This is a genomic window from Streptomyces sp. C1-1, from assembly GCF_050214755.1.
Taxonomy (GTDB): Bacteria; Actinomycetota; Actinomycetes; order Streptomycetales; family Streptomycetaceae; genus Streptomyces.
The window spans coordinates 5,962,970-5,979,374 of the sequence record NZ_CP189826.1 but is presented as its reverse complement, the minus strand read 5'-3'; the positions used below and the strand labels follow the sequence as shown (position 1 = coordinate 5,979,374).

10 protein-coding genes and 3 rRNA genes are annotated in these 16,405 nt (G+C 66.7%); 6 read left to right on the top strand and 7 right to left on the bottom strand.

What is annotated here, in order from left to right; translation table 11 throughout:
* Positions 1–690 (bottom strand): two-component system response regulator MtrA, encoded by a 690-nt coding sequence (gene mtrA, locus ACQF4J_RS27365; protein ID WP_187284748.1) that lies wholly within the window; start codon positions 688–690, stop codon positions 1–3.
* A gap of 211 nt (positions 691–901) precedes the next feature.
* Positions 902–2,047, bottom strand: a complete 1,146-nt coding sequence (gene mtnA / locus ACQF4J_RS27360) for an S-methyl-5-thioribose-1-phosphate isomerase (RefSeq protein ID WP_351570760.1) — start codon at positions 2,045–2,047, stop codon at positions 902–904.
* A 140-nt stretch (positions 2,048–2,187) separates the two neighbouring features.
* Here mtnA and ACQF4J_RS27355 point away from each other — a divergent pair, with 140 nt between their 5' ends.
* Genes ACQF4J_RS27355 through ACQF4J_RS27335 form a run of 5 tightly spaced genes read left to right on the top strand, consistent with a single transcriptional unit; the run spans position 2,188 to position 7,816 of the window.
* A complete protein-coding gene (locus ACQF4J_RS27355; protein WP_427166992.1) occupies positions 2,188–3,537 on the top strand; it encodes a hypothetical protein in 1,350 nt (449 codons plus the stop codon).
* Between the two features lie 4 nt (positions 3,538–3,541).
* Positions 3,542–4,324 (top strand): DUF4129 domain-containing protein, encoded by a 783-nt coding sequence (locus tag ACQF4J_RS27350; RefSeq protein WP_351570766.1) that lies wholly within the window; start codon positions 3,542–3,544, stop codon positions 4,322–4,324.
* Complete coding sequence (locus ACQF4J_RS27345; RefSeq protein WP_427166988.1) at positions 4,321–5,517, top strand: DUF4350 domain-containing protein; 1,197 nt, start codon at positions 4,321–4,323, stop codon at positions 5,515–5,517. The genes ACQF4J_RS27350 and ACQF4J_RS27345 overlap by 4 nt, the downstream gene beginning before the upstream one ends.
* Positions 5,517–6,506, top strand: coding sequence for an AAA family ATPase (locus tag ACQF4J_RS27340; RefSeq protein ID WP_351800454.1), 990 nt, complete (start codon positions 5,517–5,519; stop codon positions 6,504–6,506). The genes ACQF4J_RS27345 and ACQF4J_RS27340 overlap by 1 nt, the downstream gene beginning before the upstream one ends.
* Positions 6,506–7,816 carry a DUF58 domain-containing protein gene (locus ACQF4J_RS27335; RefSeq protein WP_427166986.1) on the top strand — a complete coding sequence of 437 codons (1,311 nt, stop codon included), beginning with the start codon at positions 6,506–6,508 and terminating at the stop codon, positions 7,814–7,816. Before ACQF4J_RS27340 ends, ACQF4J_RS27335 begins: the two co-directional genes overlap by 1 nt.
* A gap of 112 nt (positions 7,817–7,928) precedes the next feature.
* Here the strand turns inward: ACQF4J_RS27335 and rrf are convergent.
* The 4 genes from rrf to ACQF4J_RS27315 form a co-directional block, all read right to left on the bottom strand.
* A 5S ribosomal RNA gene (gene rrf, locus ACQF4J_RS27330) occupies positions 7,929–8,045 on the bottom strand.
* A gap of 70 nt (positions 8,046–8,115) precedes the next feature.
* Positions 8,116–11,232: ribosomal RNA gene (locus ACQF4J_RS27325) — 23S ribosomal RNA — on the bottom strand.
* A 302-nt stretch (positions 11,233–11,534) separates the two neighbouring features.
* Positions 11,535–13,059: ribosomal RNA gene (locus ACQF4J_RS27320) — 16S ribosomal RNA — on the bottom strand.
* Together the 16S, 23S and 5S rRNA genes form the textbook arrangement of a ribosomal RNA operon.
* Before the next feature lie 563 nt (positions 13,060–13,622).
* Positions 13,623–14,630 carry a stage II sporulation protein M gene (locus ACQF4J_RS27315; RefSeq protein WP_427166984.1) on the bottom strand — a complete coding sequence of 336 codons (1,008 nt, stop codon included), beginning with the start codon at positions 14,628–14,630 and terminating at the stop codon, positions 13,623–13,625.
* A gap of 128 nt (positions 14,631–14,758) precedes the next feature.
* Between ACQF4J_RS27315 and ACQF4J_RS27310 the strand changes: the two genes are divergently transcribed.
* Positions 14,759–15,700: an RDD family protein gene (locus tag ACQF4J_RS27310; RefSeq protein WP_351805877.1), complete on the top strand. Its 942-nt coding sequence runs from the start codon at positions 14,759–14,761 to the stop codon at positions 15,698–15,700.
* Positions 15,701–15,710: 10 nt separating this feature from the next.
* Here ACQF4J_RS27310 and ACQF4J_RS27305 read toward each other — a convergent pair whose 3' ends face one another.
* Positions 15,711–16,325 carry a hypothetical protein gene (locus ACQF4J_RS27305; protein WP_351805879.1) on the bottom strand — a complete coding sequence of 205 codons (615 nt, stop codon included), beginning with the start codon at positions 16,323–16,325 and terminating at the stop codon, positions 15,711–15,713.
* Between the last annotated feature and the right edge of the window lie 80 nt (positions 16,326–16,405).

Below are 16,405 nucleotides of genomic sequence, written 5' to 3'. Positions count from 1 at the left end.
TCAGCTCGGTCCTGCCTTGTACCCCACGCCACGGACGGTCACCACGATCTCCGGCCGCTCCGGGTCCTTCTCGACCTTGGAACGCAGCCGCTGCACGTGAACATTCACAAGCCGGGTGTCAGCGGCGTGCCGGTATCCCCACACCTGCTCGAGCAGCACCTCACGCGTGAACACCTGCCAGGGCTTGCGGGCCAGCGCGACCAGCAGGTCGAACTCCAGCGGCGTCAGCGCGATCGACTGCCCGTCCCGCTTCACGGAGTGACCGGCCACGTCGATCACCAGGTCCCCGATGGCCAACTGCTCCGGCGCCGGCTCCTCGGACCTCCTGAGCCGCGCCCTGATCCGGGCCACGAGCTCCTTCGGCTTGAAAGGCTTGACGATGTAGTCGTCAGCCCCCGACTCCAGCCCGACCACCACGTCGACGGTGTCGCTCTTGGCCGTGAGCATCACGATCGGCACACCCGACTCGGCCCTGATCAGACGGCATACCTCGATGCCGTCCCGCCCGGGCAGCATCAGGTCGAGCAGCACCAGATCGGGCTTGCTCTCCCGGAACGCGGCCAGCGCCTTGTCGCCGTCGGCTACGAAAGACGGCTCAAAACCTTCACCACGCAGCACGATGCCGAGCATCTCGGCAAGTGCGGTGTCGTCGTCGACGACAAGGACTCGTCCCTTCATAAACGACATCATCCCATTCTCATAACGGTGGCGAAGGTGCAGGTGAGCAGCGTCACTGGCCCGTGACGATAGTCGTATCCGGGCGTCACTGTCTGCCCCTGTCCCGTGACGTCGGTGTCGGCGACGTATGTCGCTACCCAGAGTAGGCGGAGTAGCGACACCACCACGCCGACGCCATCGGGACAGCGCCTCCGTTCCGGTCGGGGCGACGTCGCCTCCTGGGCTACATCGACACCGGACGGGACCCCGCGCACAGGGCCGCGAGAGCCTCGGCGGTCACTGGCGACACGGCGCCCTCCTCGGTGACGATCGCGGTGACCAGCTCGGGCGGCGTCACGTCGAACGCCGGGTTGTACGCCTGAGTTCCCAGAGGAGCCACCGGAATCCCGCCACCCGCCTCCGCTCCCATCGTCGGCACCTGTGGCGCTGTGAGCTCGGTCACCTCATGTCCGGGACGCTGCTCCACCTCGATGGACGCCCCGTCGGGAGTGTCCAGATCGATCGTCGTCGTCGGTGCCACCACGATGAACGGCACATGGTGGTACCGCGCGAGCACCGCGAGCGGATAGCTCCCCACTTTGTTCGCCACCGAGCCGTCGGCCGCGATGCGGTCGGCCCCGATCAGCACCGCGTCCACCTCACCGGCGGCGAACAGCGAGCCCGCCGCGTTGTCCGTGAGCAAGGTGTACGCCATCCCGTTGCGCGCCGCCTCGTACGCCGTCAGGCGAGCGCCTTGCAGCAACGGACGCGTCTCGTCGACCCAGAGCCGTCGCAACTGGCCCGTCCGGTGGGCCGCGAGTGCCACGGCGAACGCCGTCCCCTCACCGCCCGACACCAGCGCACCGGTGTTGCAGTGCGTGAGGATCCGGTACCCGCCCCCGGGCAGCAGCTCGTCGAGCAGCGCCAGACCCCGCTCGGCCATCCGCGCGCTGGCCTCGGCGTCCTCCTCGTGCAGTGCCCGCGCCGCGGTCAGCGCCGCCGCCGCGGCCTGCTCGGGATCGCCGCTCCTCGCGTACTCCGCCCGGTGGGCGTCCTGCGCCCTGCGCACCCCGACGCCGAGGTTCACGGCGGTCGGCCGAGCTCCCGCCAGCGCGTTCGCGGCGTCGTCCACGTCGAAGCCGCGTACGGCGGCGAGCGCGACGCCGTACGCCCCCGCGATGCCGAGCAGCGGCGCCCCGCGCACGGCGAGCGACCGGATCGCCTCCACCAGCGCGGACGCGTCCGTACAGACCAGCTCGACCTCCTCGGCCGGCAGCCTTGTCTGGTCGAGAAGCACCACCACGGGGCCCTCGGGTGGCTCCTCCCAACGGATCGCCGGGGTCTCGGTCGGTTTGCTGTCCTCGCCGTAATGCGCGTACTGATCAGCCATGCCGTCAGTCTGCCCCTTTTCCCGCAGACAATTGAAGGTGTGCAGCCCCTACCGCGGCCGGTACCAGGGCGACCGCACCATGGCACGATGGCAGCCAACCTGCCGCCGCGACCGCGGACGGGCACCGTGAAGGAGCGACGATGAAAGACACTCCGGGCTGGGCCTCGCCCGGATCTGCCCCGTCCGACGGACAGGAACCCGGCGCCTCCGGCCCTGCCGAGCCCCACGATCGACCCGGCACGACGGATTCCGCCGGCCAGTCGGGCACCGACGCGCAGGACCAGGGCGTGAAGTGGTCCAAGGAGCAGCCTCCCGCCGGCCAGTGGTCCGCGCCCACCGGACCGGCGAGCCCGGGCCAGACCCCGCCGCCCCCACCGCCCGGCCCCGGCTGGGGCGGCCGGCCTCCCGGCGGCAGCGGCGGTCAAGGCGGCCAAGGGGGTTACGGCGGCTACGGTTCCCCCGGCGGCTGGAGCGGCGGTTGGGGTGGCGCCTGGGGCGGTCCTCCCCCCGCGGCCAAGCCCGGCGTGATCCCGCTCCGACCGCTCGGCGTCGGCGAGATCCTCGACGGCGCGGTCTCCACCATGCGCACCTACTGGCGCACGGTCCTCGGCATCTCGCTGACCGTCGCGGTCGTCACCGAGATCGCCGTCATCCTGCTGCAGGGCTTCGCCCTCAACGACAACGCCACCGCGGACACCCTGAGCGATCCGAGCGCCAGCCTCAGCGAGGTCACCCGCGCCATGGGCGACACCATGGCGAACACCGCCGTGGTCTTCCTGATCTCCCTGATCGGCACGATCACGGCGACCGCCCTGCTCACGACGGTCACCAGCCGGGCGGTACTCGGCAAGCCCGTCGCCATCGGCGAGGCCTGGCGCGACGCCCGCCCGCAGGTGCTCAAGCTGTTCGGCCTGATCTTCCTGCTGATGCTCATCACGTTCGGCATCGTCTTCGGCGGCGCGCTTCCCGGCATCATCGTGGCCCTTGCCGGCTCGGGCACCGCGGGCGCCGCGCTGGCCGTGCTGGGCGGTCTCGGCGCGGGCGTCGTCGCCCTGTGGCTGATGATCCGCTTCTCGCTCGCCTCCCCGGCGCTGATGCTGGAGAAGCAGAGCATCATCAAGTCGATGAGCCGCTCCGTGAAGCTGGTCCGCGGCTCCTGGTGGCGGATCTTCGGCATCCAGCTGCTCGCCACGGTCATCGCGAACATCGTCGCCTCGATCGTGGTCATCCCCTTCACCTTCATCGGCGCGGCGGTCGGCGGCGACGGCATCGTCGGCTTCCTCAACAACGGGGGCCACGTCGGCTGGACGTTCCTGATCATCAGCGGGATCGGCTCGGTGATCGGCTCCATGATCACGTTCCCGATCACGGCCGGCGTCACCGTGCTGCTCTACATCGACCAGCGCATCCGCCGCGAGGCCCTCGACCTCGACCTGGCCCGCGCCGCCGGCGTCCAGGGGTACGGCACCGGCACCGGCTCGGGGAGCTGATGCGGTGAGCTCGACGGGGGGAGTTCTCACCACGACGCCGGCCCTGCCGCGCGCCGCCGGATCGACCGTACGAGCCCTGCTGCGTGCCGGCGACACATCCCTGCTGTCGTCGGCACGCTCCGGCGCCGAGCCACCGGTGACCATCCCGCGCGACCCCGCGCGGGAAGCGGCCCGGCGCGAGCTGTCCAAGCGCATGTACCACGAGAACGACCCCAGCCTCTTCCAGCGCGCCCTCAACGCCTTCTGGGACTGGATCGACAAGCTCTTCGGCTCGGCGGCCGCCGCGACGCCCGGAGGCGCGCTCGGCCTGGTGGTCATCGTCGTGGCCGTCCTCCTGGTCCTGGGCGCGCTGTGGTGGCGCCTGGGCACCCCGGGCCGCCAACCCATCTCCTCCGCCGCCCTGTTCGACGACCGCCCCCGCAGCGCCGCGGAACACCGCGCGGCCGCCGAGGCACACGCCGCCCAGGGCCACTGGAACCAGGCCGTCCAGGAACGCATGCGCGCCATCGTCCGCTCCCTCGAGGAACGCGCACTCCTCGACGTCCGCCCCGGCCGCACCGCCGACGAGGCCGCCGCCGAAGCGGGCCGCGCCCTGCCCTCCCACACCGACCGACTGCGCACGGCGGCCCGGGACTTCGACGACGTCACGTACGGCGGCCGCAGGGCGAGCGAGATGTCGTACAGCCGCATCGCCGAACTCGACCGCGACCTCGAACGCGCCAAGCCGCAGCTCGCGAGCAGCACCCTCGGCACCGCGCACCACACCCGCCAGGGAGAGGACGGATGACCGCCGAGGCCACCACGCTCCCCTCCACCTCGGTCTCGCCCACCGCCCGCCAGGTGTGGACCCGCGCGCGAGGCATCGCCCTCGCCGTGATCCTCATCCTGGCCGCGGCCGTCGTCATCGCCGTGGTCCGCTCCGACGTCCGGCACGGCGAACTCGACCCGCGCTCGGTCGACCCCTACGGCAGCCGCGCGGTCGCCGAGATCCTCGCCGACCACGGCGTCACCACGCGCGTGGTGACCACGCTGACCGGTGCGCGCGCCGCGGCCTCCCCGGACACCACTCTCCTCGTCGCCGTCCCGGACCGGTTGACGCAGCGTCAACAGACCGCGCTGCACGCCGCGACCGCCGACTCCGGCGGCCGAACCGTCCTGGTCGCACCCGGCAGCTCCTCCGTCGAGAGACTCGTCCCCGGCGTGACGGCCGACCCCGCCACCAGCTTCGACTCCACGCTCGCCCCCGACTGCGGACTGCCCGCCGCCCAGCGCGCCGGCAGCGCCGACACCGGCGGCATCCGCTACACCACCACCCACCTCGACGCCGCCAAGTGCTACCCCAGCGAGCGCCTGGCCACCCTCCTGCGCATTCCCCAGACCTCCGGAGACGGCGACACCATCGTCCTCGGCGCGCCCGACATCCTCTTGAACGACCGTCTCGACAAGCAGGGCAACGCCTCGCTCGCCCTCCAACTCCTCGGCTCCCGCCCCCATCTGGTCTGGTACCTCCCCTCGCTCTCCGACTCCTCCGCCACCGACGGCGGCGAGAAGAGCTTCCTGGACCTGCTCCCCTCCGGCTGGCTCTGGGGCACCCTGCAGCTGTTCATCGCGGCAGCCCTCGCCGCCCTCTGGCGGGCACGCCGGCTCGGCCCCCTCGTGCCCGAAAGACTCCCCGTGGCGATCCGCGCCTCCGAAACCGTCGAAGGCCGCGCCCGCCTCTACCGCAAGGCCAACGCCCGCGACCGCGCGGCCGCCGCTCTTCGCTCCACCTCGCGCACCCGCCTCGCCCCCCTCGTAGGCGTCCCCGTCTCCCAGGCGCACACGCCCGAGACCCTGCTCCCCGCCCTGTCCGCCCACCTGCGCGGCGACGGACAGTCCCTGCACTCGCTCCTCTTCGGCCCGCCGCCCAGCGACGACGCGGCCCTCATCTCTCTCGCCGACCAACTCGACGCCCTCGAAAGAGAGGTACGCCGTCCATGATGGACCCGACCACTGACAACGCCGGGATCACCGGGGACCCGGGCAAGGCCCGAGCTTCCCTGGAGGCCTTGCGCGCCGAGATCGCCAAAGCCGTGGTCGGCCAGGACCCCGCCGTGACCGGCCTCGTCGTCGCCCTCCTCTGCCGCGGACATGTGCTACTTGAAGGAGTACCTGGAGTCGCCAAAACGTTGCTCGTCCGCGCCCTCGCATCCGCACTCGAACTCGACACCAAGCGCGTCCAGTTCACCCCCGACCTCATGCCGAGCGACGTGACGGGCTCCCTCGTCTACGACACCCGCACCGCCGAGTTCTCCTTCCAGCCCGGCCCGGTCTTCACCAACCTCCTCCTCGCCGACGAGATCAACCGCACCCCGCCGAAGACCCAGTCCTCCCTGCTGGAGGCCATGGAGGAACGCCAGGTCACGGTCGACGGCACCCCCCGCCCGCTCCCGGACCCGTTCCTGGTCGCCGCGACCCAGAACCCGGTCGAGTACGAGGGCACGTACCCCCTCCCCGAAGCCCAGCTGGACCGTTTCCTCCTCAAGCTGACGATCCCGCTCCCCTCCCGGCAGGACGAGATCGACGTCCTCACCCGCCACGCCGAGGGCTTCAACCCACGCGACCTGCGCGCCGCCGGCGTACGCCCCGTCGCCGGCCCCGCCGACCTGGAGGCGGCCCGCGCCGCGGTCGCCAAGACGACGATCTCCCCGGAGATCACCGCCTACGTCGTCGACATCTGCCGCACCACACGCGAGTCCCCCTCCCTCACCCTGGGCGTCTCCCCGCGCGGCGCCACGGCCCTCCTGGCCACCTCACGCGCGTGGGCATGGCTGACGGGCCGGGACTACGTCATCCCCGACGACGTCAAGGCACTCGCCCTCCCGACTCTCCGCCACCGCCTGCAACTGCGCCCCGAGGCCGAGATGGAAGGCGTGACGGCCGACTCCGTCATCAACGCGATCCTCGCCCACGTCCCCGTCCCCCGCTGATGGCCCTCACCGGACGCACCGCACTCCTCGCGGCACTCGGCTCCGTCCCCGTAGGCATCTGGGACCCCGGCTGGACGGGCATCCTCGCGGTGAACGCCCCGCTGGCAGTGGCCTGCGCCTGCGACTTCGCCCTGGCAGCACCGGTACGACGACTCGGCCTGACCCGCTCCGGCGACACCAACGTGCGCCTGGGCGAGTCCGCCGACGTCACCCTCACGGTCACCAACCCGTCCCGTCGCCTGCTCCGGGCACGCCTGCGCGACGCCTGGCCGCCGAGCAGCTGGCAGCCCGGCACCGAGGTCGAGGCATCCCGCCACCGCTTGACGGTCCCCGCGGGCGAGCGCCGCCGCATCACCACCCGCCTGCGCCCGACCCGCCGCGGCGACCGTCAGGCAGACCGCGTGACGATCCGTTCCTACGGCCCCCTCGGCCTGGTCACCCGCCAGGGCACCCACAAAGTCCCCTGGACGGTCCGCGTCCTACCGCCCTTCACCAGCCGAAAGCACCTTCCGTCCAAACTGGCCCGCCTACGGGAACTGGACGGCCGCACCAGCGTGCTCATCCGCGGCGAAGGAACGGAATTCGACAGCCTTCGCGAATACGTCCCCGGCGACGACACCCGCTCCATCGACTGGCGTGCGACAGCCCGCCAGTCCGCGGTCGCCGTACGCACATGGCGCCCGGAGCGCGACCGCCACATCCTTCTCGTCCTCGACACGGGCCGCACGGCGGCAGGCCGCGTGGGCGACGTCCCGCGACTCGACGCCTCCATGGACGCGGCTCTGCTCCTGGCAGCTCTCGCATCCCGGGCCGGCGACCGCGTGGACCTGCTGGCATACGACCGCCGGGTCCGGGCCGTCGTCCAGGGCCGCACCGTCCGGGACGTCCTCCCCTCCCTGGTGAACGCCATGGCGACGCTCGAACCCGAGCTGGTCGAACTGGACGCGCGCGGCCTCACAGCCACAGCCCTCCGTACGGCCCCTCGCCGCTCTCTGATCGTCCTGCTCACCAGTCTCGACGCGGCCCCTGTGGAGGAGGGCCTGCTCCCCGTGCTCTCCCAACTCACCCAGCGACACACGGTCCTCGTGGCGTCCGTGGCGGACCCCTACATCGCACGCATGGCGACAGCACGTGGAAACACGGACGCGGTCTACGATGCCGCTGCCGCCGCCCAGGCCCAGAGCGAACGCCACCGCACGGCGGAACAGCTCCGCCGGCATGGCGTCACCGTCGTCGACGAGACGCCGGACGAACTGGCCCCGGCGCTGGCGGACGCGTACCTAGCCCTCAAGACCGCAGGCCGTTTGTAGTTCAGGGGGTTCTCCAGCATGGAGCACCCCCTGAACAGAGCGGATTTCGTTTACCCCGGAACGCAGAAAACCCCCGGACCGGTATCCCCGGCCGGGGGTTTTCTCAAAATTTGTTCGGCGGCGTCCTACTCTCCCACAGGGTCCCCCCTGCAGTACCATCGGCGCTGTAAGGCTTAGCTTCCGGGTTCGGAATGTAACCGGGCGTTTCCCTCACGCTATAACCACCGAAACACTATGAAGTTGGACCGGAAAAAGACACGGTCGTTGCCTCAGAACTAACACAGTGGACGCGAGCAACTGAGGACAAGCCCTCGGCCTATTAGTACCGGTCACCTCCACACGTTACCGTGCTTCCAGATCCGGCCTATCAACCCAGTCGTCTACTGGGAGCCTTACCCCATCAAGTGGGTGGGAGTCCTCATCTCGAAGCAGGCTTCCCGCTTAGATGCTTTCAGCGGTTATCCCTCCCGAACGTAGCCAACCAGCCATGCCCTTGGCAGGACAACTGGCACACCAGAGGTTCGTCCGTCCCGGTCCTCTCGTACTAGGGACAGCCCTTCTCAAGACTCCTACGCGCACAGCGGATAGGGACCGAACTGTCTCACGACGTTCTAAACCCAGCTCGCGTACCGCTTTAATGGGCGAACAGCCCAACCCTTGGGACCGACTCCAGCCCCAGGATGCGACGAGCCGACATCGAGGTGCCAAACCATCCCGTCGATATGGACTCTTGGGGAAGATCAGCCTGTTATCCCCGGGGTACCTTTTATCCGTTGAGCGACGGCGCTTCCACAAGCCACCGCCGGATCACTAGTCCCGACTTTCGTCCCTGCTCGACCCGTCGGTCTCACAGTCAAGCTCCCTTGTGCACTTACACTCAACACCTGATTGCCAACCAGGCTGAGGGAACCTTTGGGCGCCTCCGTTACTCTTTAGGAGGCAACCGCCCCAGTTAAACTACCCATCAGACACTGTCCCTGATCCGGATCACGGACCCAGGTTAGACATCCAGCACGACCAGACTGGTATTTCAACGACGACTCACCGCGAACTGGCGTCCGCGTTTCAAAGTCTCCCAGCTATCCTACACAAGCCGAACCGAACACCAATATCAAACTGTAGTAAAGGTCCCGGGGTCTTTCCGTCCTGCTGCGCGAAACGAGCATCTTTACTCGTAGTGCAATTTCACCGGGCCTATGGTTGAGACAGTCGAGAAGTCGTTACGCCATTCGTGCAGGTCGGAACTTACCCGACAAGGAATTTCGCTACCTTAGGATGGTTATAGTTACCACCGCCGTTTACTGGCGCTTAAGTTCTCAGCTTCGCCCCACCGAAATGGAGCTAACCGGTCCCCTTAACGTTCCAGCACCGGGCAGGCGTCAGTCCGTATACATCGCCTTACGGCTTCGCACGGACCTGTGTTTTTAGTAAACAGTCGCTTCTCGCTGGTCTCTGCGGCCACCCCCAGCTCGAACAGCAAGTGTTCTCACCAGGTGTGGCCCCCCTTCTCCCGAAGTTACGGGGGCATTTTGCCGAGTTCCTTAACCATAGTTCACCCGAACGCCTCGGTATTCTCTACCTGACCACCTGAGTCGGTTTAGGGTACGGGCCGCCATGAAACTCGCTAGAGGCTTTTCTCGACAGCATAGGATCATCCACTTCACCACAATCGGCTCGGCATCAGGTCTCAGACACATGAGCGGCGGATTTGCCTACCACTCGTCCTACACCCTTACCCCGGGACAACCACCGCCCGGGATGGACTACCTTCCTGCGTCACCCCATCACTCACCTACTACCAGCTCGGGTCACCGGCTCCACCACTCCGACCTCGTCCGAAGACTCAGCCGGCGGCTTCACGGGCTTAGCATCACTGGATTCAATGTTTGACGCTTCACAGCGGGTACCGGAATATCAACCGGTTATCCATCGACTACGCCTGTCGGCCTCGCCTTAGGTCCCGACTTACCCTGGGCAGATCAGCTTGACCCAGGAACCCTTAGTCAATCGGCGCAAACGTTTCTCACGTTTGTATCGCTACTCATGCCTGCATTCTCACTCGTCAACCGTCCACAACTACCTTCCGGTGCTGCTTCACCCGGCAGACGACGCTCCCCTACCCATCACAGCGGGCGTTGGCCCTCATGCTGCAATGACACGACTTCGGCGGTACGCTTGAGCCCCGCTACATTGTCGGCGCGGAATCACTAGACCAGTGAGCTATTACGCACTCTTTCAAGGGTGGCTGCTTCTAAGCCAACCTCCTGGTTGTCTCTGCGACTCCACATCCTTTCCCACTTAGCGTACGCTTAGGGGCCTTAGTCGATGCTCTGGGCTGTTTCCCTCTCGACCATGGAGCTTATCCCCCACAGTCTCACTGCCGTGCTCTCACTTACCGGCATTCGGAGTTTGGCTAAGGTCAGTAACCCGGTAGGGCCCATCGCCTATCCAGTGCTCTACCTCCGGCAAGAAACACACGACGCTGCACCTAAATGCATTTCGGGGAGAACCAGCTATCACGGAGTTTGATTGGCCTTTCACCCCTAACCACAGGTCATCCCCCAGGTTTTCAACCCTGGTGGGTTCGGTCCTCCACGAAGTCTTACCTCCGCTTCAACCTGCCCATGGCTAGATCACTCCGCTTCGGGTCTTGAGCGTGCTACTAAAAGCGCCCTGTTCGGACTCGCTTTCGCTACGGCTACCCCACCCGGGTTAACCTCGCAACACACCGCAAACTCGCAGGCTCATTCTTCAAAAGGCACGCAGTCACGAGGATCCGAAGATCCCGACGCTCCCACGGCTTGTAGGCACACGGTTTCAGGTACTATTTCACTCCGCTCCCGCGGTACTTTTCACCATTCCCTCACGGTACTATCCGCTATCGGTCACCAGGGAATATTTAGGCTTAGCGGGTGGTCCCGCCAGATTCACACGGGATTTCTCGGGCCCCGTGCTACTTGGGTGTCTCTCAAACGAGCCGCTGACGTTTCGACTACGGGGGTCTTACCCTCTACGCCGGACCTTTCGCATGTCCTTCGCCTACATCAACGGTTTCTGACTCGTCCTGCCGCCGGCAGACGACAGAAGAGAGATCCCACAACCCCCACGACGCAACCCCTGCCGGGTCTCACACGTCGTAGGTTTGGCCTCATCCGGTTTCGCTCGCCACTACTCCCGGAATCACGGTTGTTTTCTCTTCCTGCGGGTACTGAGATGTTTCACTTCCCCGCGTTCCCTCCACTTGCCCTATGTGTTCAGGCAAGGGTGACAGCCCATGACGACTGCCGGGTTTCCCCATTCGGACACCCCCGGATCAAAGCCTGGTTGACGACTCCCCGGGGCCTATCGTGGCCTCCCACGTCCTTCATCGGTTCCTGGTGCCAAGGCATCCACCGTGCGCCCTTAAAAACTTGGCCACAGATGCTCGCGTCCACTGTGCAGTTCTCAAACAACGACCAGCCACCCATCACCCTGCTCCGAAGAACAAGTTCACTGGGGCCGGCGACTGAGGAAAAACCATTCCCTCAGACACCCAACAGCGTGCCCGGCCGGCTCCCGCCCGGAGATCATGCGTTCCACGCTCTTGCGAGCAGTACTAGCAGCCTCCGACCCAGAACCCGGCCGAATAGTCAACGTTCCACCCATGAGCAACCAGCATCAGACGTTCGCCGATGTACTGGCCTCTGACCGAGCGAACTCGGTAAGAAGTGCTCCTTAGAAAGGAGGTGATCCAGCCGCACCTTCCGGTACGGCTACCTTGTTACGACTTCGTCCCAATCGCCAGTCCCACCTTCGACAGCTCCCTCCCACAAGGGGTTGGGCCACCGGCTTCGGGTGTTACCGACTTTCGTGACGTGACGGGCGGTGTGTACAAGGCCCGGGAACGTATTCACCGCAGCAATGCTGATCTGCGATTACTAGCGACTCCGACTTCATGGGGTCGAGTTGCAGACCCCAATCCGAACTGAGACCGGCTTTTTGAGATTCGCTCCACCTCACGGTATCGCAGCTCATTGTACCGGCCATTGTAGCACGTGTGCAGCCCAAGACATAAGGGGCATGATGACTTGACGTCGTCCCCACCTTCCTCCGAGTTGACCCCGGCGGTCTCCCGTGAGTCCCCAGCACCACAAGGGCCTGCTGGCAACACGGGACAAGGGTTGCGCTCGTTGCGGGACTTAACCCAACATCTCACGACACGAGCTGACGACAGCCATGCACCACCTGTACACCGACCACAAGGGGGCGCCCATCTCTGGACGTTTCCGGTGTATGTCAAGCCTTGGTAAGGTTCTTCGCGTTGCGTCGAATTAAGCCACATGCTCCGCCGCTTGTGCGGGCCCCCGTCAATTCCTTTGAGTTTTAGCCTTGCGGCCGTACTCCCCAGGCGGGGAACTTAATGCGTTAGCTGCGGCACCGACGACGTGGAATGTCGCCAACACCTAGTTCCCACCGTTTACGGCGTGGACTACCAGGGTATCTAATCCTGTTCGCTCCCCACGCTTTCGCTCCTCAGCGTCAGTAATGGCCCAGAGATCCGCCTTCGCCACCGGTGTTCCTCCTGATATCTGCGCATTTCACCGCTACACCAGGAATTCCGATCTCCCCTACCACACTCTAGCTAGCCCGTATCGACTGCAGACCCGAGGTTAAGCCTCGGGCTTTCACAATCGACGTGACAAGCCGCCTACGAGCTCTTTACGCCCAATAATTCCGGACAACGCTTGCGCCCTACGTATTACCGCGGCTGCTGGCACGTAGTTAGCCGGCGCTTCTTCTGCAGGTACCGTCACTTTCGCTTCTTCCCTGCTGAAAGAGGTTTACAACCCGAAGGCCGTCATCCCTCACGCGGCGTCGCTGCATCAGGCTTTCGCCCATTGTGCAATATTCCCCACTGCTGCCTCCCGTAGGAGTCTGGGCCGTGTCTCAGTCCCAGTGTGGCCGGTCGCCCTCTCAGGCCGGCTACCCGTCGTCGCCTTGGTGAGCCATTACCTCACCAACAAGCTGATAGGCCGCGGGCTCATCCTTCACCGCCGGAGCTTTTAACCCTCACAGATGCCTGCGAGAGTGTTATCCGGTATTAGACCCCGTTTCCAGGGCTTGTCCCAGAGTGAAGGGCAGATTGCCCACGTGTTACTCACCCGTTCGCCACTAATCCCCACCGAAGTGGTTCATCGTTCGACTTGCATGTGTTAAGCACGCCGCCAGCGTTCGTCCTGAGCCAGGATCAAACTCTCCGTGAATGTTTTCCCGTAATCGGGATGAACACCACGAGAGCGGAACAGTCGAGCGGAATAGGCCCGACCGTTCACAGCGTCCTCGCTGTGTTTTCTTCAAAGGAACCTCGCCACCAGGAAATCCCGGTGTCGGGGTATCAACATATCTGGCGTTGACTTTTGGCACGCTGTTGAGTTCTCAAGGAACGGTCGCTTCCTTTGTACTCACCCTCTCGGGCTTTCCTCCGGGCGCTTCCCTTCGGTCTTGCGTTTCCGACTCTATCAGATCTTTTTCCGATCCGATTTCCTCGGTGCTTTCCAGGTTCCCGCTTTTGTTTCGCGGTTTCCTTTCCGGCGGATCCGACTTTATCAGAAGTTTCGAGCCGGTCTGACCGGCCTCTAATTTTCCGATTCATCGGGAGTGGCTTCGTCGAAATCGATGTTCCGAGAAGCAGACAGACACTCACTGCTGCCGACCGGATCAGATCCAGTTCTAGGCAACTGTTCGAATCTACCTCCCCGACCGGCCCGTGTCAACGGCTCCGGTGGGGCGAGGAAGAGACTAACAGCTCAGCGGGCGCGTATGCACATCAGGCCGCCGTAGGCACCGTGGCGCTTCGCTCGGCCGCCTCGACGTCGCCTGTCTCCCCGGCGCGGGCCGCTCGGCCGCCCAGGACGAAGACGTAGGCAAGGAAGGTCAGCTCGGCGACGACTCCGATGCCGATACGCGCCCAGGTGGGCAGGCCGGAAGGGGTGACGAAGCCTTCGATGGCGCCGGAGACGAAGAGGACCAGGGCGAGGCCGATCGCCATGCCGATGGCGGCACGGCCTTCCTCGGCCAAGGCCGTGCGGCGGGAACGGGGACCCGGATCGACCAGCGTCCAGCCGAGGCGGAGCCCGGTTCCGGCGGCGACGAAGACCGCGGTCAGTTCGAGCAGGCCGTGCGGCAGGACGAGACCGAGGAAGGTGTCGAGCCGGCCGGCGGACGACATCAGGCCGAAGCCGACGCCGAGGTTGAGCATGTTCTGGAACAGGAGCCAGAGGACCGGCAGGCCGAGGAAGACACCGAGGATGAGGCACAGGGCGGCGGCCCAGGCGTTGTTCGTCCACACCTGGGCGGCGAAGGACGCCGCGGGGTGGCTGGAGTAGTACGTCTCGTACTGGCCCCCGGAGCGCGTGAGCTCCCGCAGGTCGTTGGGGGCCGCGATGGTGGCCTGGACGTCGGGGTGGGTGCCGATCCACCAGCCCAGGAGGACGGAGACAAGGGTGGACAGCAGGGCGGTGGGCACCCACCACCGGCGCGACCTGTAGACGGCCGACGGGAAACCGTGGGTGAGAAAGCGTGTGACGTCTCTCCAGGAGGCGCGGCGGGTTCCCGTGACCGCGCTACGCGCGCGTGCCACGAGTTGGCTCAGTCGTCCGGTCAGCTGGGGGTCAGGCGCGCTGGACTGGATCAGGGAGAGATGAGTCGCCGTGCGCTGGTACAGCGAGACGAGTTCGTCGGCCTCGGCGCCGGTGAGGCGGCGTTGACGTCCCAGGAGCGCGTCGAGGCGGTCCCATTCGGCCCGGTGGGTCGTGACGAAGACGTCGAGGTCCATCGGTTCGGCTGCTCCTCGGCTGTCGTCGCTGGCCCGTCGTTCATGTCAGCTTGTCGTACTGCGGCGCGATGCGCCCTCAGCTTGGCAGACTGGCCGCTGCGAGGGCAGACCAGGGAAGGGCGGCGGGCGTGAGTGAGCTGGTGACGGGCGAGGCGGTGGCGCTGGAGTTGCGCCCCGCGAGGCTGCCCAGCAGGGCGCTCGCGGTGTTGCTGGATCTGGTGGTGGCCGTGGCCGTGTACGTCGTCGTGACCATCGCGCTGGTCGCCGCCACGGCCTCGCTGGACGACGCGGCGCAGTTCGCGGTGTCGATCGCGACCTTCGTCCTGTTGCTGGTGGGGGCGCCGATCGCGGTCGAGACGCTCAGTCACGGGCGGTCCCTCGGGAAGCTGGCGTGCGGGCTGCGGGTGGTGCGCGACGACGGCGGGCCGATCCGGTTTCGGCATGCGCTGGTCCGTGGCGCGATCGGCGTGGTGGAGATCCTGATGACGTTCGGTGTCATCGCCTGTATCGCGTCGCTCGTGTCGTCGCGCGGGCGGCGGCTCGGGGACCTCTTCGCCGGGACTCTCGTCGTACGGGAACGGGTGCCAGCAGCACGGACCGGTTTTCTGCCTCCGCCTCCGCCGTGGCTGGCCGGACGGTTCTCGGAGCTCGATCTGTCCGCGGTTCCCGACGGGCTGTGGCTGGCGGTGCGTCAGTATCTGACCCGGATGCATCAGCTCGACCCGCAGGTGGGCTGGGCCATGGCGGAACGGCTCGCGTCCGATGTGGCCGCTCGTACGGGTACTCCCGTTCCGCAGGGTGTGCCGCCGACGGCCTATCTCGCCGCCGTCATGCAGGAGCGGCAGGCCCGCGAGGTGAGGCGGGCCTTCGGCAACGGTGCGGCGGTGGCGGGACATGCCCCGACGGCGTCCCACGAGCCCCAGCCCGCCGTGTCGCCGACGTACGAGACCCCGCCCGCCGTGTCGCCGTACGCGCCGCGGCCTGCCGTGCCGGCGGACCCGCCGCCCGTCGAGCCTGCGACGGAGGCGACCGGGAGGACCGGTTCGACCGGTTTCGTACCGCCGGCCTAGGCCCGTCGTCTCAGACGAAAGTCGATGGCGGTGACTCGAGGTTCTCCAGCTCGATCCCGGGCGCCGCGAGCACCACGTCTCCCGCGATGTGCACAGCGTGCTGCTCGCCCGTGTCCAGGGCTGTGACCTGGTATTCGTCCACGGTCAGAGGGCCGTTGTCAGTGGCGTGTGCTTCTCTGTTCAGCAAGGTCCAGGACTGGTCCACGGTGCGTGGGGCGAGGACGGGGTCCGTGAAGGCGACGAGGCGTACGCGGGTTGCTGAGGCGGAAGGGTTGAGGCGCAGGAGACGGGTGGTGGCGACGAGGAAGGCGGGGGACGTGCCGGTGAAGGCGTGGGCACGCACATTGCCTTCGGTGGCGTGAGCTCCGGTGGAGTCCGTACGGACCCAGGTGACGCCGTCCAGCGCGGCGCCGCGCACCTGCCATTCGGCGGAGTGGAGCTCCAGGCGGATGGGGCGGCCGAGTTCGTCGAGGGTGAGGTCGACCGAGCCGCGGTGGTCGCCCGCGGGGGTGGTCAGTTGGGAGACGTAACGCCAGCCGGAGGGGCCGGGGGCGCAGTGGAAGTGCTCTTCAGCGAGGGGGGTGTGGTCGTGCGGATCGTGGAGCGAATAACGGCCGCGGGGCATGGGAGTCCTGGATCTTGACGAGCCGGTCCGGCCGCCGACGGGCCACGGGACCGAAGGGGCAGGCCCCCGACACGGGGGTG